The 23,764-nt window shown below is 44.0% G+C and carries 17 protein-coding genes, 2 tRNA genes and 3 rRNA genes; 13 read left to right on the top strand and 9 right to left on the bottom strand.

The genetic code is table 11. The features are described from left to right. Positions 1-72: 72 nt before the first annotated feature. Both dnaK and grpE read right to left on the bottom strand, forming a co-directional pair. Positions 73-2,016: a molecular chaperone DnaK gene (dnaK, locus tag CDG61_RS17250; RefSeq protein WP_087551654.1), complete on the bottom strand. Its 1,944-nt coding sequence runs from the start codon at positions 2,014-2,016 to the stop codon at positions 73-75. A 156-nt stretch (positions 2,017-2,172) separates the two neighbouring features. Beyond that, on the bottom strand, positions 2,173-2,712 hold the full coding sequence (gene grpE, locus CDG61_RS17245; protein WP_087551655.1) for a nucleotide exchange factor GrpE: 540 nt from the start codon (positions 2,710-2,712) through the stop codon (positions 2,173-2,175). 840 nt (positions 2,713-3,552) lie between these two features. On the opposite strand from grpE, the gene CDG61_RS17240 reads away from it, so the two are divergent. Then, the gene (locus CDG61_RS17240) at positions 3,553-3,813 is read left to right on the top strand and encodes a hypothetical protein (RefSeq protein WP_087551656.1); all 261 of its coding nucleotides are present in this window, start codon (positions 3,553-3,555) and stop codon (positions 3,811-3,813) included. 220 nt (positions 3,814-4,033) lie between these two features. Here the strand turns inward: CDG61_RS17240 and CDG61_RS17235 are convergent, their stop codons facing one another. Continuing rightward, entirely contained in the window at positions 4,034-4,516 is a 483-nt protein-coding gene (locus CDG61_RS17235; protein WP_087551657.1) for a hypothetical protein, read from the bottom strand. 201 nt (positions 4,517-4,717) lie between these two features. Between CDG61_RS17235 and CDG61_RS17230 the strand changes: the two genes are divergently transcribed. Further along, on the top strand, positions 4,718-5,788 hold the full coding sequence (locus CDG61_RS17230) for an alpha/beta hydrolase (protein WP_087551658.1): 1,071 nt from the start codon (positions 4,718-4,720) through the stop codon (positions 5,786-5,788). Positions 5,789-5,828: 40 nt separating this feature from the next. On the opposite strand, the gene CDG61_RS17225 is transcribed toward CDG61_RS17230, so the two are convergent. Continuing rightward, positions 5,829-6,497: an acetoacetate decarboxylase family protein gene (locus CDG61_RS17225; protein WP_087551659.1), complete on the bottom strand. Its 669-nt coding sequence runs from the start codon at positions 6,495-6,497 to the stop codon at positions 5,829-5,831. A gap of 94 nt (positions 6,498-6,591) precedes the next feature. On the opposite strand from CDG61_RS17225, the gene CDG61_RS17220 reads away from it, so the two are divergent. The 10 genes from CDG61_RS17220 to CDG61_RS17175 all read left to right on the top strand — a co-directional run bounded on the left by CDG61_RS17220 (position 6,592) and on the right by CDG61_RS17175 (position 16,495). Further along, positions 6,592-7,161 carry a peptidylprolyl isomerase gene (locus CDG61_RS17220; RefSeq protein WP_087551660.1) on the top strand — a complete coding sequence of 190 codons (570 nt, stop codon included), beginning with the start codon at positions 6,592-6,594 and terminating at the stop codon, positions 7,159-7,161. Positions 7,162-7,591: 430 nt separating this feature from the next. Beyond that, positions 7,592-9,128: ribosomal RNA gene (locus CDG61_RS17215) — 16S ribosomal RNA — on the top strand. Between the two features lie 59 nt (positions 9,129-9,187). After that, positions 9,188-9,264: transfer RNA gene (locus CDG61_RS17210), tRNA-Ile, on the top strand. A gap of 44 nt (positions 9,265-9,308) precedes the next feature. Beyond that, positions 9,309-9,384: transfer RNA gene (locus CDG61_RS17205), tRNA-Ala, on the top strand. Between the two features lie 351 nt (positions 9,385-9,735). After that, positions 9,736-12,629, top strand: a 23S ribosomal RNA gene (locus CDG61_RS17200). Positions 12,630-12,805: 176 nt separating this feature from the next. After that, positions 12,806-12,920 (top strand): 5S ribosomal RNA (gene rrf, locus CDG61_RS17195). The 16S, 23S and 5S rRNA genes sit together here with 2 tRNA genes alongside, the layout of an rRNA operon. Positions 12,921-13,328: 408 nt before the next feature. After that, positions 13,329-14,678 (top strand): aromatic acid/H+ symport family MFS transporter, encoded by a 1,350-nt coding sequence (locus CDG61_RS17190; protein WP_087512897.1) that lies wholly within the window; start codon positions 13,329-13,331, stop codon positions 14,676-14,678. Between the two features lie 83 nt (positions 14,679-14,761). Continuing rightward, the gene (locus tag CDG61_RS17185) at positions 14,762-15,367 is read left to right on the top strand and encodes a hypothetical protein (protein ID WP_087551079.1); all 606 of its coding nucleotides are present in this window, start codon (positions 14,762-14,764) and stop codon (positions 15,365-15,367) included. Continuing rightward, on the top strand, positions 15,364-15,675 hold the full coding sequence (locus CDG61_RS17180; RefSeq protein ID WP_087551080.1) for an ankyrin repeat domain-containing protein: 312 nt from the start codon (positions 15,364-15,366) through the stop codon (positions 15,673-15,675). The genes CDG61_RS17185 and CDG61_RS17180 overlap by 4 nt, the downstream gene beginning before the upstream one ends. Before the next feature lie 268 nt (positions 15,676-15,943). Then, positions 15,944-16,495 carry a DUF4256 domain-containing protein gene (locus CDG61_RS17175; protein ID WP_087551081.1) on the top strand — a complete coding sequence of 184 codons (552 nt, stop codon included), beginning with the start codon at positions 15,944-15,946 and terminating at the stop codon, positions 16,493-16,495. Positions 16,496-16,727: 232 nt separating this feature from the next. On the opposite strand, the gene CDG61_RS17170 is transcribed toward CDG61_RS17175, so the two are convergent. The 5 genes from CDG61_RS17170 to ribF form a co-directional block, all read right to left on the bottom strand. Beyond that, positions 16,728-17,270 carry an NADPH-dependent FMN reductase gene (locus CDG61_RS17170; protein ID WP_087551082.1) on the bottom strand — a complete coding sequence of 181 codons (543 nt, stop codon included), beginning with the start codon at positions 17,268-17,270 and terminating at the stop codon, positions 16,728-16,730. A gap of 143 nt (positions 17,271-17,413) precedes the next feature. Then, positions 17,414-17,899 (bottom strand): FKBP-type peptidyl-prolyl cis-trans isomerase, encoded by a 486-nt coding sequence (locus tag CDG61_RS17165; protein ID WP_087551083.1) that lies wholly within the window; start codon positions 17,897-17,899, stop codon positions 17,414-17,416. Next, complete coding sequence (gene lspA, locus CDG61_RS17160; protein WP_087551084.1) at positions 17,896-18,432, bottom strand: signal peptidase II; 537 nt, start codon at positions 18,430-18,432, stop codon at positions 17,896-17,898. The genes CDG61_RS17165 and lspA overlap by 4 nt, the downstream gene beginning before the upstream one ends. After that, positions 18,425-21,268, bottom strand: a complete 2,844-nt coding sequence (ileS, locus tag CDG61_RS17155) for an isoleucine--tRNA ligase (protein WP_087551085.1) — start codon at positions 21,266-21,268, stop codon at positions 18,425-18,427. Before ileS ends, lspA begins: the two co-directional genes overlap by 8 nt. 62 nt (positions 21,269-21,330) lie before the next feature. Further along, on the bottom strand, positions 21,331-22,332 hold the full coding sequence (ribF, locus tag CDG61_RS17150; RefSeq protein WP_087551086.1) for a riboflavin biosynthesis protein RibF: 1,002 nt from the start codon (positions 22,330-22,332) through the stop codon (positions 21,331-21,333). Between the two features lie 204 nt (positions 22,333-22,536). On the opposite strand from ribF, the gene CDG61_RS17145 reads away from it, so the two are divergent. Further along, a complete protein-coding gene (locus CDG61_RS17145) occupies positions 22,537-23,679 on the top strand; it encodes a TDT family transporter (RefSeq protein ID WP_087551087.1) in 1,143 nt (380 codons plus the stop codon). Positions 23,680-23,764 lie beyond the last annotated feature (85 nt).

The following is a 23,764-nucleotide window of genomic DNA, read 5'->3' as shown; positions in this document are numbered from 1 at the left end:
TTATAGCATAAAAAAAACCGCGCTTTCGCGCGGTTTTTTGTTAACTCTTTCGAGTTGAGTTAAGGCGACAAATTATTTTTTGTCATCTTTAACTTCAGTGAACTCAGCATCTACAACGCCATCGTCCGCTTTTTGCTGTTGTTGACCAGCATCACCACCGAACTGGCTAGGATCGAAACCTTCAGCTCCGCCTTGACCTTGAGCAGCTTCATACGCACGTTGAGTGATAGGTATGATGATGTTCTGTAAAGCTTCAGTTTTTGCTTTGATCGCATCAACATCATTTTCTTTAGCAGTCACTTCAAGCTCAGATACCGCTGTATCAATTGCAGTTTTCTCATCAGCAGTCACCTGGTCGCCCAGATCTTTCACTGCTTTTTGAGCAGAAGAAACGAGTGCATCCGCTTCGTTACGTGCTTTTGCCAGCTCTTCGAACTTACGGTCTTCTTCAGCATTCGCTTCAGCATCTTTGATCATTGCTTCGATTTCAGCATCAGACAAACCAGAGTTTGCTTTAATCTGGATAGATTGCTCTTTACCAGTGCTCTTATCTTTCGCAGATACTTTTAAGATACCATCAGCGTTGATGTCGAAAGATACTTCAATCTGTGGCACACCACGTGGAGCAGGTGGGATGTCACCTAACTGGAAGTTACCCAGTAATTTGTTTTGCTGAGCCATTTTACGTTCACCCTGGAACACAGAAATGTCTACAGCAGGCTGGTTGTCAGCAGCAGTCGAGAACACCTGAGATTTCTTCGCAGGAATCGTGGTGTTTTTCTCGATGATCGCAGTTAACACGCCACCCATAGTTTCGATACCAAGCGTCAACGGAGTAACGTCAAGTAAAAGTACGTCAGTTTTGTCACCTGAAAGTACCGCACCTTGAATCGCAGCACCAATTGCAACTGCTTCATCAGGGTTTACGTCTTTACGAGGTTCTTTACCGAAGAACTCCTGAACTTTCTGTTGAACCATTGGCATACGTGACTGACCACCTACCAGGATTACGTCAGAGATGTCGCTTGTTGAAAGACCGGCATCTTTAAGCGCAATTTTACAAGGCTCAATCGTACGAGCAACCAGGTCAGCAACAAGACCTTCAAGTTTTGCACGAGTTACATTGATCACTAAGTGTTTAGGACCAGTTGCATCAGCCGTGATATACGGCAGGTTAATTTCAGTTGAATTAGATGAAGAAAGCTCAATTTTCGCTTTTTCAGCTGCTTCTTTTAAACGTTGAAGTGCAAGTGGATCCTGTTTCAGGTTGAAGTTCTGTTCTTTTTTGAACTCTTCAACTAAATAGTCGATCAATGCATTATCAAAGTCTTCACCACCAAGGAATGTATCACCGTTGGTAGACAATACTTCGATCTGCTGGTCGCCATCTAAGTCAGCAATTTCAATGATTGATACGTCAAAAGTACCACCACCAAGGTCATATACAGCAACTTTACGGTCGCCTTCTTTTTTGTCCATACCGAACGCAAGTGCAGCAGCCGTTGGTTCGTTGATGATACGTTTAACTTCTAAACCTGCAATTTTACCTGCATCTTTAGTTGCCTGACGCTGAGCATCGTTGAAGTATGCAGGAACAGTAATGACGGCTTCTGTTACTGTTTCACCCAGATAGTCTTCAGCTGTCTTTTTCATCTTTTTCAGAATTTCAGCTGAAACCTGTTGTGGAGCAAGTTTCTTGTCGTTTACTTCAACCCATGCATCGCCATTGTCCGCTTTCACGATTTTGAATGGTGCAATACCGATGTCTTTCTGTACTGCCTGATCCTGGTATTTACGACCGATCAGACGTTTGATTGCATACAGAGTGTTTTTAGGGTTGGTTACTGCCTGACGTTTCGCAGACTGACCAACCAGGATTTCACCATCTTTGTACGCAACAATCGATGGAGTTGTACGAGCACCTTCAGCGTTTTCGATTACTTTAACTTTATCGCCTTCAAGTACTGCAACACATGAGTTTGTTGTACCTAAGTCAATACCGATAATTTTAGCCATTAACATATTCCTCTAAATTCTTTTGAATCCTTTTGCTTTCCCGATATCAGCGGGGGAATGCAAAAGACATTTTCTTGTAATCCGATATGAGAGCCGTTCTGAATTTTTCAAGTAAAATTGATGAAAATTTTTTACGGACTCCCTGATATATAAGGCTTATGCGCCAACCATAACCATTGCTGGACGCAGTAAGCGACCATTCAGGGCATAACCTTTCTGCAGCACAGTACCAATCTCATTGGCTTTGGCATTTGGGTCAATACCGACTGCCTGATGCAGATCTGCATTGAAACCATGTGCAGTATCCACCACAACCACGCCAAATTTTTCCAGAGTGGTCAGCAGAGATTTCAGTGTCAGTTCCACACCTTCGGATAATCCGGATTTTTCTTCGCCTGCCGCTGCAATTGCCCGTTCCAGGTTATCCACTGAGTCGAGCAGTTCCTTGGCAAATTTTTCAAGCACAGTGTCTTTATGCTTTTCAGATTCACGCTGGATACGTTCCACGCTTTTCTGAGCTTCATACACTGCATTTGCCGTACGTGCTTTCTCAAGTTTCAGGCTTTCTTCAAACTGTCTGATCTGTGCCTGTAAATCTTCAACTGAAACTTCAGCCTGCTCGGTTTCAGCTTGAGTCTGCTGTTCTGCTTGCTCTTGCTCTAAATCTTGAGCGTCTTGATTTTGCTCAGTTGCCATTGATTTACTCCGTTTAAATGGGTTCTTAAACATGTACAGTCCCTTAAGGCGTCAGTGTTAACTGGGTTAATCTGAACTGCCATGCGTTATTGAATTCATGATTACTGTAAGAGGTCGGGGCAAGCCTTAAAAATTCAAGATGTCTGAGGGACAAAATTTAATGAAAATGGAAGAAATACTGAAGCTGTGAATGATTGCACTAAAGTTGCGGTACCTGATCTGTTTATTTCCACTTCAGTCTGAGAGACCGAATTTTTTACTGGATGGTACAGGAAGTCGGGGTGTAACTGCCTTGTAGGTATGAAAAATAATCAAAATAAATCAAATATGTATAATAATTATACTTAAAAGCAATAAATTGATTGTTTTATCGTCTTTTACAACGGTTACGGATTTATCTAAACTCATATTCAGATTCTATATCGCTGTAGTTTCTTTTTTGTCTTTCTGAATTGTGTTTTCAACGCCCATCCATCCCTGGATGGGCTTTTTTTTATTCAAAATACGGTTTTATGTTTAAAACCCCGGTGAAGTGTAAGTTTAGGCTGGCTTTACTGGAGTCTTCTGCTGTCATGCTCAGATCTGACAGACATATTATCTGAATATCTTAAAAGTCTGATTAAGCTGTATCTTGATAATAAAATGGACATTTTATTGTTTTGTTCGCTGTATTCTGTGCTGAAAAAAGATTGCTGTGGAATTAATAAAAAATTGCATAAGCACAACTCAGAGGGATAAAACCTTAACGATTTATGCGGGCAGCCCTGGGAATGTTGGGTCATGATGGCTCGGTCAAAGCAGGACTTTGGCGTTTATTACTCAATAACTCAGGAAAAAGTTATGAAAAAATCAGGTTTATTCTCTTTAATTATTTTGGGTGCATCACTCGCTGCTGTGGGATGTTCATCTGCGGAAACGGCTCAGGCTCCACAAAGTGCGCAGACACCTGAAACTGCTGCAAACTCAGGTGGGGCTCAGCCAGGCAGTGTGTCAGCAGTGGATACAGTGGATCAGTCGGGTGCAGTAACACAGGCAGATCCATCAGAACAGTCTGCTCCGGTTCAGTCTGAGTCTGTTGAAGAAGCACCGGTGGTTCAATAATTCATACTCATCTGTATAAGAACAGTCGCCATATACTGAGCTGGATGCCTTCAGTAATCATGCAGTACATGGCGAATGTTTTGGGGCAGAACATTTTCTGCTCAGCACAGTTCAGGTGGACGGACTGCTGAATCTGCCTGTATTTAAAGTAAGGTATCCATCAAAGAAAAAACCCTGTAAAAAATTACAGGGTTCTGTGTTTAAAAGCTCAGCTGGAATATCAGTCTTTGTGGCGGTCAGACCATCTTTGCTGACGGTTTTCCTGCTGCTGTTTACGTTGTTCAGCATATTTCTGGCGCTGGTTCTGTATGCGTTCACGCTGTTGTTCAGATTTTTTCCGATCCCATTCAGCGCGTTTCTGACGTTGTTCTTCAGCTTTTTTACGCAGTTCTTCCCGGTTCTTCCGGTCAGCTTCCTGTCTGCGCTGATCCCACTGAGCTTCCTGCTGACGTTTCTGTTCCCATTGTCTGCGGTCATGTTCCCGCTGTCTGCGTTCAAGCTCAATTCTTTGCTGACGCTGTTGATATTCCCAGCGCTGACGGTTGTGATTGTGGTCATAACGGTTATCGTAGTCACGATCATAGCGACGGTCATAACGATTGTCATATTGACCATTGTAATAGCCACCATCTTCTGGAAAAGCGACACAGCCTACAGCCAGAAATGTTGTGGCTATGGAAAGCAGAATCAGTTTTTTAGCCATAACCTTTATCCTTTATCTGAACAGAGTAGCAAAACGACCCTGTTATTATCGTGAAAATTGTCAATGACAAGCAGTTAAAAGAAGATTAGCGTATTGTAGTTTCAGCTGTGTATGCAGATGACATGTCTTATATAACAATATGGTCACATGAATGCTGATCATGTAGGAAATATGAAGAATACAGATAAGGAAAGACTCGCCATGGTTGCTTTCAACACTAAAATTCAAAAAATGATGGAAAAGGGACAGGGTGCAGCTGCACGGACGCTGGACCGTTTGCCTGGCATTGCTCAGGAAACATTAAGTAAGGCACTGGGATATCCATATCATTATCCAGACCTTGATCCTTTTATAAAATGCATGATGGCAGCGCAGATCAAGCAGGGGAAAATCGGTTTTATTGGAGACGATCCTGCCCATTCCCGAAAAGTGTTTGATCAGCAGATGCAGTCGATCCGTGCCCAGGCAACACCTGTTAAGCGGATTGAAGATCTACGTTTGCCTTTACACAGCGGAACCATTTTCGCCCGTCATTATCATCCTGCGCCGCATAAAAAGCTGCCGATGATTGTGTTCTATCATGGGGGCGGTTTTGTGGTTGGCGGAATGGACAGTCATGATGAAGCATGCCGTCTGATTGCAGTACATGCAGGCGCACAGGTATTAAGTATTGATTATCCACTGGCACCCGAAGCCAGCCCTAAACAACTGATTCAGACCTGTGAAGATGCACTGGCCTGGGTTTATCAGAACCGCAGACAGTTTAAAATTCTGAAAAACAGAATTGCTGTGGCAGGTGACAGTGCAGGTGGCAACATCAGTGCAGTAGTGGCACAGCGCAGTGCAAACAAAGTGTATGCACCCGAAGCTCAGTTCCTGATTTATCCTGTGGTGGATTTTAAAAGCCGTCACCCGTCATTTTATGCTTATAAAGATGGACTGGTACTGACGGGGGCAGATGTGGATTATGTGACAGACTATTATGCCACTCAGCATGATATTCAGCTGGATGATCCCATGATTTCACCTACTTATGGCAATCTGAAAAGACAGCCTCCTGCGTTTGTGGTGACTGCAGGGCATGACCTGCTGCATGATGAAGGCGAAATCTATGCACATAAGCTCAGACATCAGGGCAATAAAGTGGAGTATCAGGAATACAGTGATCAGACTCATGGATTCCTCAATCTGACTCCAGTTTCCCGACGGGCAAAAAAAATCACAATCGAAATCAGTAAGAATTTCCGAAAATTCTGGGACCGACAGCGTTAAATACGGGCAGATTAAGGCGTTTCCATTCGAAACGCCTTTTTTATGCTTGTTCGATCTGAGCTTCAGGAAAGATCAGCTGAAATTCAGGAATATAAAAGCTTTTCAGTGCAGTCGCTTTAGAAAAATCAGGAAAGATGTCCTGAGTATTGATCCACTCTATAGATTGCATAGGTTTTAATGCACCCGAAAACTGGGGTGCAAAACTGAACGTCCGACCCTGATCATGCTGTTTGATTTTGAGGATCAGATCAGGCAGATATTTACTGCTGACCGATGCTGTCTGAGTGGCTGGTTTTTTCATCAATTTAATGGACATAATCTGTTCGCCGAACTGAATCTGACAATAGCAGGTATTTTCACGTTCCAGCCATTCAAAATGAGCCAGTTCCTTTGGGATACCCCAAAGTACCTGACCATGCTGAACCGAGACCTCGGTAGATACATATATTTTAGGAATAAAGGAAAGACTGCCACCATATTTAATGCTGTGGTCAAGTAACAGCAGTTCATCATAGGGACCGACAGGTGATGTTTCATAGCGCACCAGCATAACCTGAACCATTTTGCCCAGATAAGACGGAGCAATTCCAAAATGGGCTGATGCTTTGGTTAAAGCAGGGCTCAGCCAGTAATTCATAATAAAAGCATCGCCACTCAGATGCCATGGCGGTGGATGAGTCACAACAGGATCAAGTAAATTTTTATTCATTTTATTCTCATAGTGAAGCAAAGACAGCTCAGTGAATATATTGTATGATTCTTATGCGATAATCTATGCGCATTGAGCGATACAGAGTAAGGATATGTTAAAGCAGACATTATTTGCCGTTTGTGCAATGACTACAAGTTTCAGCCTGATGGCTGCCAATACCGTGGTGGAAATGAAAACCTCCCTGGGAAATATTGAAATTGAGCTTTTCAATGATCAGGCACCCGTTTCAGCAAAAAACTTTGAAAACTATGTAAAAGCGGGCTTTTATACCGATACGCTTTTTCATCGCGTCATTCCGGGTTTCATGATCCAGGGTGGTGGTTTCAATGCAGATATGAGCGAAAAGCAAACTCAGGCTGCAATTAAAAATGAATCATCCAACGGTCTTAAAAATACCCGTGGCACTCTGGCTATGGCACGGACCAACAATCCTGACTCAGCAACCAGTCAGTTCTTCATTAATGTTGCAGACAATGCCTTTTTGAACAGAAGTCCAATGAATGCAGGCTATGCAGTATTTGGTAAAGTGACTAAAGGCATGAATGTTGTTGATAAAATTACGGCTGTTCCTACAGGAAACTATGGAATGCACCAGAATGTTCCAAAGCAAAGCGTGAAAATACTGGGTGTGCAGGTCAAAACAGCAGCAGCGTCCAAATAAAGTCAGTTTTTGGTGCAGATTTATAAGATGTTATATTTTTGCACCATTATCAAGCAGTTAAATGCATTTTTCAGTGTTTTGAAAGAAGTTTAACGTATAAAAATACAACACTCAATAAAACAATCAGTTAAAAGCACTTGCACGTGTAAGAAATTGTCCTATAATGAGCTCATCCCAACGCGATACAGCAAACGAACTTAGCTTAGAGGGTTAAGTTGTTAAATGTTCATTGCGTTTTATTTATCACTGACGAGGTGATAAATAATTCATTAAGAGAATATGAAGAACAACTTGTGTGGATTTTTACTGATTGATCGATCGAAATTATTTTCATTGATTGATGGTTTAAATTACTCGAAGTTTATTTGAGAGAATTTGTCAGAAAATTGATGAGCCAAGATTGGCACCCTTTAAGGTGCTAGCAAGTATTAAACTGAAGAGTTTGATCATGGCTCAGATTGAACGCTGGCGGCAGGCTTAACACATGCAAGTCGAGCGGAGAGATGTAGCTTGCTACTGATCTTAGCGGCGGACGGGTGAGTAATGCTTAGGAATCTGCCTATTAGTGGGGGACAACATTCCGAAAGGAATGCTAATACCGCATACGCCCTACGGGGGAAAGCAGGGGATCATTAGACCTTGCGCTAATAGATGAGCCTAAGTCGGATTAGCTAGTTGGTGGGGTAAAGGCCTACCAAGGCGACGATCTGTAGCGGGTCTGAGAGGATGATCCGCCACACTGGGACTGAGACACGGCCCAGACTCCTACGGGAGGCAGCAGTGGGGAATATTGGACAATGGGGGGAACCCTGATCCAGCCATGCCGCGTGTGTGAAGAAGGCCTTTTGGTTGTAAAGCACTTTAAGCGAGGAGGAGGCTACTCTGGTTAATACCCAGGGATAGTGGACGTTACTCGCAGAATAAGCACCGGCTAACTCTGTGCCAGCAGCCGCGGTAATACAGAGGGTGCGAGCGTTAATCGGATTTACTGGGCGTAAAGCGTACGTAGGCGGCTTTTTAAGTCGGATGTGAAATCCCTGAGCTTAACTTAGGAATTGCATTCGATACTGGGAAGCTAGAGTATGGGAGAGGATGGTAGAATTCCAGGTGTAGCGGTGAAATGCGTAGAGATCTGGAGGAATACCGATGGCGAAGGCAGCCATCTGGCCTAATACTGACGCTGAGGTACGAAAGCATGGGGAGCAAACAGGATTAGATACCCTGGTAGTCCATGCCGTAAACGATGTCTACTAGCCGTTGGGGCCTTTGAGGCTTTAGTGGCGCAGCTAACGCGATAAGTAGACCGCCTGGGGAGTACGGTCGCAAGACTAAAACTCAAATGAATTGACGGGGGCCCGCACAAGCGGTGGAGCATGTGGTTTAATTCGATGCAACGCGAAGAACCTTACCTGGTCTTGACATAGTAAGAACTTTCCAGAGATGGATTGGTGCCTTCGGGAACTTACATACAGGTGCTGCATGGCTGTCGTCAGCTCGTGTCGTGAGATGTTGGGTTAAGTCCCGCAACGAGCGCAACCCTTTTCCTTATTTGCCAGCACTTCGGGTGGGAACTTTAAGGATACTGCCAGTGACAAACTGGAGGAAGGCGGGGACGACGTCAAGTCATCATGGCCCTTACGACCAGGGCTACACACGTGCTACAATGGTCGGTACAAAGGGTTGCTACCTAGCGATAGGATGCTAATCTCAAAAAGCCGATCGTAGTCCGGATTGGAGTCTGCAACTCGACTCCATGAAGTCGGAATCGCTAGTAATCGCGGATCAGAATGCCGCGGTGAATACGTTCCCGGGCCTTGTACACACCGCCCGTCACACCATGGGAGTTTGTTGCACCAGAAGTAGGTAGTCTAACCGTAAGGAGGACGCTTACCACGGTGTGGCCGACGACTGGGGTGAAGTCGTAACAAGGTAGCCGTAGGGGAACCTGCGGCTGGATCACCTCCTTAACGAAAGATTGACGATTGGTAAGAATCCACAACAAGTTGTTCTTCATTGATGTATCTGAGGGTCTGTAGCTCAGTTGGTTAGAGCACACGCTTGATAAGCGTGGGGTCACAAGTTCAAGTCTTGTCAGACCCACCATTCTGACGAATCAGCACAGAAACAGATATATCGGGATCTTAACTGGGGACTTAGCTTAGTTGGTAGAGCGCCTGCTTTGCACGCAGGAGGTCAGGAGTTCGACTCTCCTAGTCTCCACCATCACATTAAGTGAAGTTCTGAATTATAGAATTTAGTGAATATGACATCATCTGATTTCAGTTTATTAAGTTCTGTGATTTATCACAGTTTGCTACCTGCTGACGAGGCGGTAGTTAATCATTAACAGCATATATTTGAGTTGAAATAAATTGTTCATACTCGTTTCAAGTAGGCAACTACAAGAAATGAGAAACTAGCGATTAAACTGAATCAAGCGTTTTGGTATATGAATCTAATTGAAGCTGTACAGTGATTAATTTCACAGACGCCAACTGTATGAGAGTGATGAGAAATCGTCGCGATCTGTTGCTCATCCTACTTGTAGGGATGAACGACTGTTTGGGGTTGTATAGTCAAGTAATTAAGTGCATGTGGTGGATGCCTTGGCAGTCAGAGGCGATGAAAGACGTAATAGCCTGCGATAAGCTCCGGGGAGGCGGCAAATATCCTTTGATCCGGAGATTTCTGAATGGGGAAACCCACCTGCTATAAGGCAGGTATCGTAACATGAATACATAGTGTTGCGAGGCGAACGAGGGGAAGTGAAACATCTCAGTACCCTTAGGAAAAGAAATCAATTGAGATTCCCTCAGTAGCGGCGAGCGAACGGGGAACAGCCCATTAAGTCATATAAGCTTTAGTGGAATGCTCTGGGAAGTGCAACCATAGTAGGTGATAGTCCTGTACGCGAAAGGGCTTATATGATGATGTCGAGTAGGGCGAGGCACGTGAAACCTTGTCTGAATATGGGGGGACCATCCTCCAAGGCTAAATACTCCTGACTGACCGATAGTGAACCAGTACCGTGAGGGAAAGGCGAAAAGAACCCCTGTGAGGGGAGTGAAACAGATCCTGAAACCGCATGCATACAAGCAGTGGGAGCCGACTTGTTCGGTGACTGCGTACCTTTTGTATAATGGGTCAGCGACTTACATTCAGTAGCAAGGTTAACCGTATAGGGGAGCCGTAGGGAAACCGAGTCTTAATAGGGCGTTCAGTTGCTGGGTGTAGACCCGAAACCGGGTGATCTATCCATGAGCAGGTTGAAGGTTGGGTAACACTAACTGGAGGACCGAACCCACTGTCGTTGAAAAGCCAGGGGATGACTTGTGGATAGGGGTGAAAGGCTAATCAAACTCGGTGATAGCTGGTTCTCCCCGAAAGCTATTTAGGTAGCGCCTCGGACGAATACCATTGGGGGTAGAGCACTGTTTCGGCTAGGGGGTCATCCCGACTTACCAAACCGATGCAAACTCCGAATACCAATGAGTACTATCCGGGAGACAGACTGCGGGTGCTAACGTCCGTAGTCAAGAGGAAAACAATCCAGACCGCCAGCTAAGGCCCCAAAATTATAGTTAAGTGGGAAACGATGTGGGAAGGCATAGACAGCTAGGAGGTTGGCTTAGAAGCAGCCACCCTTTAAAGAAAGCGTAATAGCTCACTAGTCGAGTCGGCCTGCGCGGAAGATGTAACGGGGCTAAAACTATATGCCGAAGCTGCGGATTTGCAATTTATTGCAAGTGGTAGGGGAGCGTTCTGTAAGCCGATGAAGGTGGATTGAGAAGTCTGCTGGAGGTATCAGAAGTGCGAATGCTGACGTGAGTAACGACAAAACGGGTGAAAAACCCGTTCGCTGAAAGACCAAGGGTTCCAGTCCAACGTTAATCGGGGCTGGGTGAGTCGACCCCTAAGGCGAGGCCGAGAGGCGTAGTCGATGGGAAACTGGTTAATATTCCAGTACTTGTGTGTAATGCGATGAGAGGACGGAGAAGGTTAAGTCAGCCTGGCGTTGGTTGTCCAGGTGGAAGGATGTAGGCATGTATCTTAGGCAAATCCGGGGTACTCTATGCTGAGATCTGATAGCAAGCTGTACTTGTACAGTGAAGTGGCTGATACCATACTTCCAGGAAAAGTCTCTAAGCTTCAGTTACACAGGAATCGTACCCGAAACCGACACAGGTGGTCAGGTCGAGTAGACCAAAGCGCTTGAGAGAACTCTGCTGAAGGAACTAGGCAAAATGGTACCGTAACTTCGGGAGAAGGTACGCTGCCGGCGGTGATGGGATTTACTCCCTGAGCGGCCAGCAGCCACAGAAACCAGGCCCCTGCAACTGTTTATTAAAAACATAGCACTCTGCAAACACGAAAGTGGACGTATAGGGTGTGATGCCTGCCCGGTGCTGGAAGGTTAATTGATGGGGTTAGCGTAAGCGAAGCTCTTGATCGAAGCCCCAGTAAACGGCGGCCGTAACTATAACGGTCCTAAGGTAGCGAAATTCCTTGTCGGGTAAGTTCCGACCTGCACGAATGGCATAATGATGGGGGCGCTGTCTCCAGCAGAGGCTCAGTGAAATCGAATTCGCCGTGAAGATGCGGTGTACCCGCGGCTAGACGGAAAGACCCCGTGAACCTTTACTGCAGCTTGACATTGAACTTTGATCTTACCTGTGTAGGATAGGTGGGAGGCTTTGAAGTAGTGACGCCAGTTGCTATGGAGCCATCCTTGAAATACCACCCTGGTAATATTGAGGTTCTAACTCTGTCCCGTTATCCGGGACGAGGACCATGTCTGGTGGGTAGTTTGACTGGGGCGGTCTCCTCCTAAAGAGTAACGGAGGAGTACGAAGGTGCGCTCAGCGTGGTCGGAAATCACGCGTAGAGTATAAAGGCAAAAGCGCGCTTAACTGCGAGACCCACAAGTCGAGCAGGTACGAAAGTAGGTCTTAGTGATCCGGTGGTTCTGTATGGAAGGGCCATCGCTCAACGGATAAAAGGTACTCTGGGGATAACAGGCTGATACCGCCCAAGAGTTCATATCGACGGCGGTGTTTGGCACCTCGATGTCGGCTCATCTCATCCTGGGGCTGAAGCAGGTCCCAAGGGTATGGCTGTTCGCCATTTAAAGAGGTACGCGAGCTGGGTTTAGAACGTCGTGAGACAGTTCGGTCCCTATCTACCGTGGGCGCTGGAAATTTGAGAGGATCTGCTCCTAGTACGAGAGGACCAGAGTGGACGAACCTCTGGTGTACCGGTTGTGACGCCAGTCGCATCGCCGGGTAGCTATGTTCGGAAGGGATAACCGCTGAAAGCATCTAAGCGGGAAGCCTACCTCAAGATAAGATTTCCCTAGGACTTTATGTCCTCTAAAGAGCCGTTGAAGACTACGACGTTGATAGGCTGGATGTGGAAGCACGGTGACGTGTGAAGCTGACCAGTACTAATTGCTCGTGAGGCTTGACTATACAACACCCAAACAGTTGTTGTATGAAGCTCAGTTGATTCGATATTCATCAGAATGACTTGATTCAGAATCGCAACAGTATGACAATGTTCCAACTCAGATAGAGCTGTTAATAACTCATTTGGAAAAAGCATTGGCATCTAAATAAGACCAAAGCAAGTATCCATAAACAGTTGTGCTGGCGACAATAGCAAGAGTGAACCACCTGATCCCTTCCCGAACTCAGAAGTGAAACCTCTTTGCGCTGATGGTAGTGTGGGGTTACCCATGTGAGAGTAAGTCATCGCCAGCTCATTATTCCTAAACACCCTCAATCATTTGATTGAGGGTGTTTTTTATTGCCGGAATGAAAAGAAAAGTAAAGGCTATTTTAGACGTGTCATCTGAAGACCATCGGATTTATTTGTGTAGAGTTCCTGTATTAATTTAAAAATAAATGTTTAGAAAAATTGCAAATATACATAAAAGTAAGGTGAAATTTTGAATTTAAAAAAGATGATAAAACTCATCATCTGAGAAAATATAAATGTAAATAAAGTATATAAAATCATGTGATTACCACTATTAAACTCTGGTTTATCCATCTTATTCTTTCGTCTAATTGCCCATGAAACACGACCTGCGTATATTTCGCCATCGTTGAATTTTGCTTAAAAATTCATGTGAAAATTTGGACAAGTACTCATGGGAGATGAGAACGATGACAACGGAAAATCTGAATATAAATTCTGTCGTTGATAAGGCAAAATTTACCTCGTTTCACTTCAATGTAGTGGCTTGGTGTTTATTGATTATTTTGTTTGATGGCTACGATCTGGCAATTAATGGTGTGGTTTTACCACTGTTGATGCAGGATTGGGGGCTATCAGCAATGCAGGCAGGTATGCTTGCGAGTACTGCTTTGGCAGGCATGATGTTTGGAGCCATGTTTTTTGGCTCTCTGGCCGATAAAATTGGTCGAAAAAAAGTCATTATGATCTGTATTGTATTATTCAGTGGTTTAACTTTTGCGGGTGGTTTTGCATCCAATCCCACAGAGTTTGCTGTTTTGCGCTTTCTTGCAGGTTTAGGAATTGGTGGAGTGATGCCAAACCTGGTGGCATTAACCTCTGAATACGCCCCTCAGAAAATGCGTAGTACACTGGTCACAACCATGTTCAGTGGTTATGCGGTTGGTGGCGTGATGGCAGCTTTACTGGGTTCATGGTTTACGCCGGACTTTGGTTGGCAGATCATGTTCTTTATTGCGGGTATTCCATTATTTCTTTTACCTGTGATTTGGAAGTTTCTGCCTGAATCTCTGGCTTTTATTGTGAAAGAAAATAAACAGGAAAAAGCTCGCAGTATTGTGAGACAGCTTGCACCAGATGCAAAAGTGACAGATGAAACTGTGTTCAGCATACCTCAGGAAAATATTCCTGAAGCTGCCAATGTAGTGAGCCTGTTTCGCCGAGGACGTGCGGGAAATACACTGCTGTTCTGGCTGGCATTCTTTACCTGTTTGCTGACTATGTATGCTTTAAGCAGCTGGTTGCCGAAACTGATGATGGCAGCGGGTTATTCTATGGATAACAGCTTAATGTTCATGATGGTGATGAATGTCGGTGCTGTGGTCGGAATTGTCGGTGGTGGTATTCTGGCTGACCGTTTCCACCTGAAACCAGTATTGATGGTCTTAGGTATGATGGGTGCGCTTGTGATGAGTCTGATGGGCTTTCAGTCCAATCAGTTCCTGCTGTATATCCTTGTATTCCTGGCTGGTGCGGCATCAATCGGTTCACAGATGCTGTTATATAGCTACGTGGCGCAGTTTTATCCACTGGCAGTACGTTCGACAGGGATCGGCTGGTCTTCGGCAATCGGTCGTATGGGTGCAATTGTAGGACCGATTCTGATTGGTGGTTTACTGGGTATGAATTTACCTGCACACTTCAACTTTATGGCAGTCGGTTTACCTGTACTGATTACTGCGATAGCGGTTGCATTGATTGTTCATGACAATGACAGCGATAAAATTGATATTAAAGAAGCTTCGGCTGCAAAAGCATAAATTTTAAATAAAAAAAGCCCTCAGCATTGTGAGGGCTTTTTTTATACAATGAGAAAAATCTGAATATTTATACTGCGATGAAGATGAAATATAAAATAATTGGTCGTGGAGCATTCTCTGAAATTATAGAGATTGATGATGGAAAAAAGGTTTTAAAGGCATTTAAAAGAGATAATAAAATGTTTGAGGGAATGGAATATACCCCTTGTAAAGATCGCGAACTGATTTTAAAGGCAGTGTGTTTTACTGAAATGAAAGCCTATCAGATTCTTCATGAAGATAAAGTGCTGAGTCGATACATTCCACATTTTTACGGTTCTTATAATCCTGCTTTAATTGATGAAACTGCTTATATTCAGGATGCAGGATTTATAATTGAAAAAATTAAGAAGGAACAATTCGGTACTGATATCAAATTTAACGCGTTATCCCAAACTCAGAAGATTGCTGTACAGCCGATATTATTGGCTATTTCTGAAAAGCTGAGTTCGTTGAACATCGAATCTGTAGATGCATGCTGTTTTTATATCAATCAGGATAATTTTCGATTCATTGATTTTGCATTGTGGAAATACAGCCCTTATCTGGAAGAGCTTGAACGTCATGATGAGTTGAGCGAAAAATCAAAAAAAGCGTTAGAATTACTCTGCACACAGTTAAAGACTTCAATCAATCAGGTAAATTTATGAAATTCAACTCATTCTCCCCAATTCCTGAAGATGATGAAGAACTTCATCTTCCTGAACTTGTTTACTGGTCAGCGCTTGGTGAACTTGCAGAAGTTGAAAAATCTTTAGCCAGTGGCACAGATGTGAACTCGGCTGATGAGGAAGGCTATAGCGCACTGCATGCTGCTGCAGAAAATGGTTATCTGGACGTGGTGAAGCTGCTTATCAGCAAAGGTGCTGACGTAGAGCATAAAATACAATACACAGCCCTTGAGCTTGCAGAAATGGCAGGTCATAGCGATGTTGTTGACTATCTGAAAAAGCAGTAAATAAAAAAAACCCCTGTCATCCTGACAGGGGTTTCTTTCATATCGGTTTGCTAAGTATGACTCCTGTCTTACTTCACGTTCCTGATGTACAGACCATTTATAGTTGTTTTATGTCCGGGGAAGTTCCTGTTCCCTATGACTGTAGAATAGCGTTCAGAATGGTTTATGAAAATATGCAAAATACGTCACACTGTGTAAGCCATAGCGTACAGCGATCAGATATGAAAATGCTGTGATACAGTAATAAAAAAATGAAGAACAGCTGAAAATGAAAAAACTGTCTGCACAAACTGAACAGCAACTGCTGGATATACTGAAAAACAGATTTGAAAAGAATATGTTCCGTCATCCTGATATCCGTTGGAGTGAACTGAAAGAACAGTTACAGCATCTGCCTGAAAAACTGTGGTCATTAAATGAAATGGAACGCACGGGTGGTGAACCTGATTTAGTTGTGTTCAATTCTGCGCAGAACTTAACTTTTTATGACTGCTGTACAGAATCTCCGAAAGGACGTCGAAGCCACTGCTATGATGTGGAGGCTTTAAAAAGCCGTAAAGCAAACCCACCTGAACATCATGTCGTCGGTCGGGCAGTTGAAATGGGTGTGAATCTGCTTACAGAAGATATTTATCATGATCTGCAACGTGTATTTCCATTTGATTTAAAAAGTTCAAGCTGGGTCTGCACGCCTGAAGACATCCGTAGGCAGGGTGGGGCAATTTTTTGTGATCTTCGATACGGTCGGGTATTTACATATCACAATGGAGCAGAATCCTATTATTCATCCAGGGGATTCAGGGCATATCTGAATCTCTGAACTGATTTTAAAAATAAAAAGAAAGCCCCATCATCCTGACAGGGCTTTCCGGTATTGGTTCGGGTAATAAACATCCTGTTTACTACTGTGTATCCATGTGTTTTTACTTTTATCATTATTTTTATGGGGAAACTTCCTGTTTCCTGTGATTTAAAAATAGACCGATTCCCAAGGGCTGAACAGATGAAAACGGCAGTAAATGATGTAAGCATTCGCTTACATCAGTGTCGAGTCAGACATTTGCATATTGAATCAGTTTATTGACCACAGATTTAACTGCTTTAGTATCAAATTCATTTGGCTCAAAAATTTCTGTTCTGGTTCTGCTGAAAATATCACGAAGCTCTATGACGGCATTGGAATCTATCATGCCCATAAATCCACAGACCTGCTTCAGCTGATCAATGGAGCGTGAGCCATTGGTTCCACCATAGCTGACAAAGGCGGATGGTTTTCCCTGCCATTCTTTATAGACATAGTCGATGGCATTTTTCAGTACAGGGCTGTAGCCGTGATTATATTCGGGCGTAATAAAAATGAATGCATCTCCAGATGCAATTTTATTGCCCCATTCCTGCTGTTTTGGCTGATCATAAATGCCTGTCGCGGGAGAGTTTTTCCCTGCAAAAAAAGGCAGATCCCATTCTTTTAAATCTACAGTTTCTACATTGAGGGTACTGAATTCGAGTTTTTTAATTTCTGCGGCTAACCAGTCGGCAACTTTAATGGCAACACGGCCTTCACGAATGCTGCCTACAATAATAAAAATATTCATGTTCTGTCCTGATCTGTTGTTATGTTCTTAAATTATGATGAAAAATCCTGATTGAACAGGAGGATTATGTAGTGATTTATAGCAGAATCAGTCATAAAAAAAGCCCCCTCAGGAGCTTTCTTTTAACTTATTCAACTGATGGTTTACATCAATTTCACACCTTGCTGACCAGCAGGAGTCACTTTGAAAATTTCCACTTCAAAAGTAATATTTTTACCTGCCAATGGATGGTTGAAATCCACTTCAGTAATGTCTTCACCTACAGTTTTGATGACACCAAATAAGCTTTGTTTGGCTTTATCTTCAAACTCCATCATGTGACCTTCAACAGGACGCTGTTCGAATTTTACAGTGTCAAATTTCTGCACATTTTCAGGATTCCAGGGACCAAAAGCATCTTCAGGCGGAAGACTGACCGTACGACGGTCGCCTGCACGAAGACCAAATAACGCTTTTTCAAAACCTGGCAATAAACTGCCATCACCCATGACTAAGCTCACAGGCTCTTCACGGCTACGGGTATTGTCAATTTCAACGCCATTTTCAATCGCAACAGAGAAATGGAGATCTACTTTTGAGCCATCCGCAACGCGGGTTTCTTCATTGGGATTAATAATTTCTTCAGTCATTTTGCGCTTTCCGCATTTTGAATACGTTTCTTTTCTAAAAAGAAAGTATCAATTAACAATAAAATGGTGCCTAAAGTGATCGCACTGTCTGCAATATTGAATGCAGGAAAGTGATTGTTCTGGTAAAACACATGAATAAAATCGACCACATAACCCAGGCAGATACGATCAATCAGATTACCGATCGCACCACCAAGAATCAAAGCAATGGCCATGGGCAAAACCACCGTACTTTTCGGCATACGCATCAGCCAGAAAATAAAGATGATCGACACAATGCCTGCCAGGCCTGTAAATAAATAATGTTGCCATCCACCTGCATCGGACAAAAAGCTAAAGGCTGCGCCGTAATTGTGCAGCAATGTCCAATTTAAAAAGGGCAATACAGGTACAGGGTCTGCATAAGTCAGATGTGTACTTGCAATGTTTTTAGTCCACTGATCAATAATGATGGCGAGGACAGAAAGTCCAAGCCACATTAAATTGTGCGGATAAAACTCAAATAAACCCTTTTTATTCTGTGGATTAGGCATATTTTCTCTCTTCGCCTTGACCTGTAGGAAGGTTGATAATACAACGAGCGCACAGTCCTGGATGTTCAAGATGTGTATTTACATCAGGAAGAACATGCCAGCAACGCGCACATTTTTCACCTTCAGCAGCAGACACCTGAACACGTAAACCTTCAAGATCAGTTGCTTCACCTTGTACAGCATCAAAGTCTTTTACAATCACAGTTGAAGTGATCAAGACAAAACGTAGTTCATCGCCCAATTGATCCAATACCGCTTTCAACTCAGGATTTGCCCAGATTTCAACTTTGGCAGACAGGTTTGAACCGATCAGTTTGGCATTACGTGCTGCTTCGATCTGTTTGTTCACGGCTGATTTAACAGAGATCAAGGTTTGCCAGTCTGCTTCTGAGATCAGGTTTGCAGTCGATGACACTGGAATATCATACCATTCCGCAGTAAACACATACTTTTCAGACTGTTCTGGAATCAACGGCCATGCTTCCTGTGCTGTGAAGCTCAAGATTGGTGACATCCAACGTACAAATGCTTGAACCAAATGATACAAGGCAGTTTGTGCAGAATGACGCGCTTGCGAGTCTGCTTTAGTCGTGTACTGACGGTCTTTAATGATGTCTAAATAGAAACCACCCAAGTCATTGATACAGAAATTGGTCAAAGCATTGGTGACGATATGGAAATTCATATCTTCATAAGCTTGCTGAATGGTTTTCTGTACATCAGCCGCACGTTGCAGGATGTATTGATCAAGTGCGATCAATTGATCTACAGGTAAGCAGTCTGTCGATGGTTTGAAACCATTCAAGTTTGCTAACAAGAAACGTAAAGTATTACGGATACGGCGGTAGCCATCAGACGCACGGCTGAAGATTTCTTTACCTGCCGTCATTTCATAACGGTAGTCCGCAGAAGCAATCCAGAAACGTAAACCATCTGCACCCATATCTTTGATGATGTCCTGCGGGGTGATGATATTCCCGATTGATTTAGACATCTTGCGACCTTTCTCATCCACCACGAAACCGTGAGTAAGAAGGGCTTTATATGGTGCACGTTTGTTGATTGCAATTGATGTTAACAATGACGATTGGAACCAACCACGATGTTGGTCTGAACCTTCAAGATACAAATCAGCAGGATCTTGCAATTCTTCACGTTCACGAAGTACTGCATAATGCGTTGTTCCGGAGTCGAACCATACGTCTAAAGTGTCACGTACTGCATTGTATTGCTCGGCATCTGCACCAATAAACTCAGACGCATCACGGTTATACCAACCATCAATCCCTTCCTGTTCGATCAGTTTGGCAACTTCTTCGATCAATTCAGGGGTACGTGGATGCAATTCATTGGTGTCTTTATGCACGAAGAATGGGATTGGCACACCCCAGGTACGTTGACGTGAGATACACCAATCTGGACGACCTTCGATCATTGATTGGATACGGTTTTTACCCCAGTCAGGGACAAAGCCGATCTCATTTTCAATGGCATTCAAAGCGTCCTGACGTAAGCCTTTATTGTCCATGCTGATGAACCACTGCGGTGTTGCACGGAAAATAATCGGAGTTTTATGACGCCAGCAATGTGGGTAGCTATGCATGATTGGCACATGTGCCCAAAGCTTGTTGTTTTCGCTCAATGCTGCAATGATTTGTGGATTGGCTTTGTAAATATGTTCGCCTGCAAAAATCGGTGCAGTCGGTAAATACACACCATTACCGCCTACAGGATTGTCTACTTTTAAGTTGTACTGTAAGCCAACTTTGTAATCGTCCACACCATGACCAGGCGCAGTATGTACAGCACCTGTACCACTAGTCGCGATCACGTGCTCACCTAAAATCACAGGCACTTGACGCTCTGCAAGCAATGGATGTTGCAGTTTTAAATTCTCAAGTTTTGCGCCGACAAAGTCCGCCAATACTTTTGGATTTTCAAGTTTGTAACGCTCACACGCAGATTCAACCAGATCTTTAGCTAAGATTAAGTTTTGTGTACCACGTTCAGTTTGAACTTCAACCAGTTGATATTCAATCTCAGCATGTAGGGCAACCGCCTGGTTCGCAGGCAGTGTCCAAGGCGTAGTCGTCCAGATCACGATGTCTGTAGGGTTGGATACAGTCACACCAACTTTTGCAGATAGATCAGCAAGATCAACCACACCGAAACCGACGTCAATCGCATCGGATTTTTTATCTTTATAGTCGACTTCTGCTTCTGCAAGTGAAGAACCACAGTCTAAACACCAGTTGACTGGTTTTAGACCTGGTTCGATATGACCAGCTTTGGCAATTTCACCCAGCGAGCGAACGATATCCGCTTCCTGTTTGAAGTTCATGGTCAGATAAGGCTTGTCCCAATCACCAAACACGCCCATACGCACGAAATCTTTTTTCTGTAATTCGATTTGTGTGTTGGCATATTCACGACATGCTTTACGGAAAGTAGAGGCATCAACTTTAACGCCCACTTTACCGACTTTTTCTTCGACTTTAAGTTCGATTGGCAGACCGTGGCAGTCCCAACCTGGTACATATGGCGCGTCAAAACCGTCCATGACACGGCTTTTAATGATGATGTCTTTTAGGACTTTATTGACTGCATGACCTAAATGGATCTGACCATTTGCATACGGAGGACCGTCATGAAGCACATATTTTTTCTTGCCAATACGCGATGCACGAATCTGCTGATAAATGTTGTCGGCATACCACTCTTCCAACCATTTCGCTTCACGTACTGCGAGATTTGCTTTCATCGCAAATTCAGTACCTGGTAGATTCAGCGTGGCTTTGTAATCCACAGCATTTTCAGGAGTTTGCTTATCGCTCATGCAAGTTGTCTTCCAATATTATCAGCACCATTGCTGACGCGTTTTACAATAAAAAATCTGGTTTAAAAAGGAAATTTGGGGGTGTTTTTACGAAACTCAAGCAGTCGCTCGACATCATCATCAATCCCCGCCTGTAGCGCTTCAAGAGATGGGTAATTTAATTCACCATGTAAATAGTCGAGGAAAGTGACCCGCATCAACAGACCGTACAGATTAGCAGAAACATCAGGAAAATGTACTTCTAATCGCCATTCAGGATGTTCCTGTTTGATCGCAGGGCGTGTACCGACATGACCTGCACCATAAAGTGCATTTGCCTGGTAACCCTGAATGCCTGGCTTAGCAGGATTGTCTGCTTTGACTTTGTCGGTCAGTGGCATGGTTTCACAGACCACATCCACGCCATAAATACCATTGAGACATGGACGATGACGTCCCATGCGTACATTAATGGTCGGGAAATTCAGCGTCCGCCCAATCTGGTCGCCATATTGTACACGACCCGTCATGCTGTATGGGCGCCCCAGTAATTTTGCAGCAAGAGCTAAATCACCTGCCTGCAGTACCTGGCGAATACGGGTGGAACTGACACGCTCACCGTCGCAATCCACATTATTTAAATTGGTAACATTAAAGCCGTATTGTTTTAAAAATTCACTGTTGCCCTGGCGGTCTTTACCAAAATGATGATCTTCGCCTAAAACAAGGCTTTTGGTATTGAGTTTAAATTTAAGCAGGTCTGCAAAGCTTTGAGCACTTAAACTGCGGAACTGATTATCAAATTTGGCAATCGCAATATAGTCGACACCCAGTTCAGTTAAATATTCTACTTTTTCTCTGAGTGAACTGATGCGAGGTGGTGCTTCATAGCCTTTAAAAAATTCCAGGGGCTGTGGTTCAAAAATCATGACCAGTGTTTTTAGATGCTGCTGCTGAGCAATGTCTTTCAGCTGGGCAATCATCGCCTGATGCCCAAGATGGACACCGTCAAAATTGCCGATCGTCACAGCGGTCGGTGGCAATTGCAAATTCGGTGCTAAGGCATTTAGACGTAACAGCTTCATGATTTCAAAATAAGCATAAAATTTGAAAGGATATATTTTGCCATATTCTCACAATTTCGTCCTGTTGTTGTGTTTTTACTCAGAAAATTATGAGATTTACAGTTTTATATAAGCAAAACTGATTCATTTTATGAATATTAATCAATTTTATTTATTATAAGACGTTGGTATGATCAATTTATCTGCTGAATTGAGGAAAAAACCATGCAAAAGCCATTTTATCAGTTACACCATCCCAGAGAAGTGATCCGCCAGTTTACGCCAAACTGGTTTACCGTCACTATGGGGACAGGTGTGGTGGCATTGATTTTACCTGAATTTCCATTTGCACACGAACTGCTGCTGCGTATTGCGACCCTGTTATGGCAAATCAATACCGTATTGTTCAGCGTATTCAGTATTTTATATTTATTGCGGTGGTTGATCTATCCTCATGAAGCACGGCAGATTTTTTCCCACTCAAGCATGGCACTGTTTTTAGGCACAATCCCAATGGGGCTCGCAACGGTGCTGAACGGCTTTCTGAAGTTTGGATTGCCTCTGTATGGTGATGTCGCGGTTCAGATTGCCCAGGTGCTCTGGTATACCGATGTTGTGCTGGCTGTTGCGATTGGCATCATTGTACCGTTCTGCATGTTCAACTATCAGCAGCATGAGCTGCGGACCATGACAGCAATGTGGTTACTGCCGATTGTAGCCTGTGAGGTTGCAGCAACGTCAGGCGGTTTACTGGTGGCACATTTACCTGCGGGGCAGGAAGCGGTTGGGATTTTATTTGCAGGTTATGTGCTGTGGGGGATGTCTGTATTACCGGCCTTTGCGGTACTGACCATTCTGATGTTGCGCCTGGCTTTGCATAAACTGCCCGGTAAAGAACTGGCCATCAGTGGCTGGTTGGCACTGGGACCGATTGGAACAGGGGCATTGGCACTGCTGGTTCTGGGTGAACAGGCACCACAGGTTCTGGCATTTATTCAGATGCAGCAATTGGGTGTGTTCTTCCAGCAGGCAGGCATCGTTGCAAGTTTTATCCTGCTGGGTTTTGGTATCTGGTGGTTTGCGATAGCGGTTCTGACCACACTGAAACATGCTGTGAATGAGTTACCGTTTAACCTGGGCTGGTGGGGGCTGACCTTCCCATTGGGTGTATTTACACTGGCTGTTCTTAATTTAGGTCATCAGCTGAAGCTTGAGTTTATTGTGGATACGGGACTGGGCTTTGCTGCCATTCTGATGCTGCTGTGGGTCATGGTCATGGCGAAAACAGTGAGAGGAATGTATCAGGGGCATCTGTTCTTTTCACCCTGTCTGAAAAGCCTGCTGGAACGTGAGCAGAAAGGACTCTGAACCGAATCAATCAGCCGCACCGATGCAACATTGCACCGGTGCGGTTTTTGTCTTTTAATAACGCACAAATTTAATCGTGTGCGGT

This window comes from Acinetobacter sp. WCHAc010052, assembly GCF_002165295.2.
Lineage (GTDB): Bacteria > Pseudomonadota > Gammaproteobacteria > Pseudomonadales > Moraxellaceae > Acinetobacter > Acinetobacter chinensis.
Note: the sequence above shows the minus strand (reverse complement) of the source record. Positions and strands in the feature narration are given on the sequence as shown.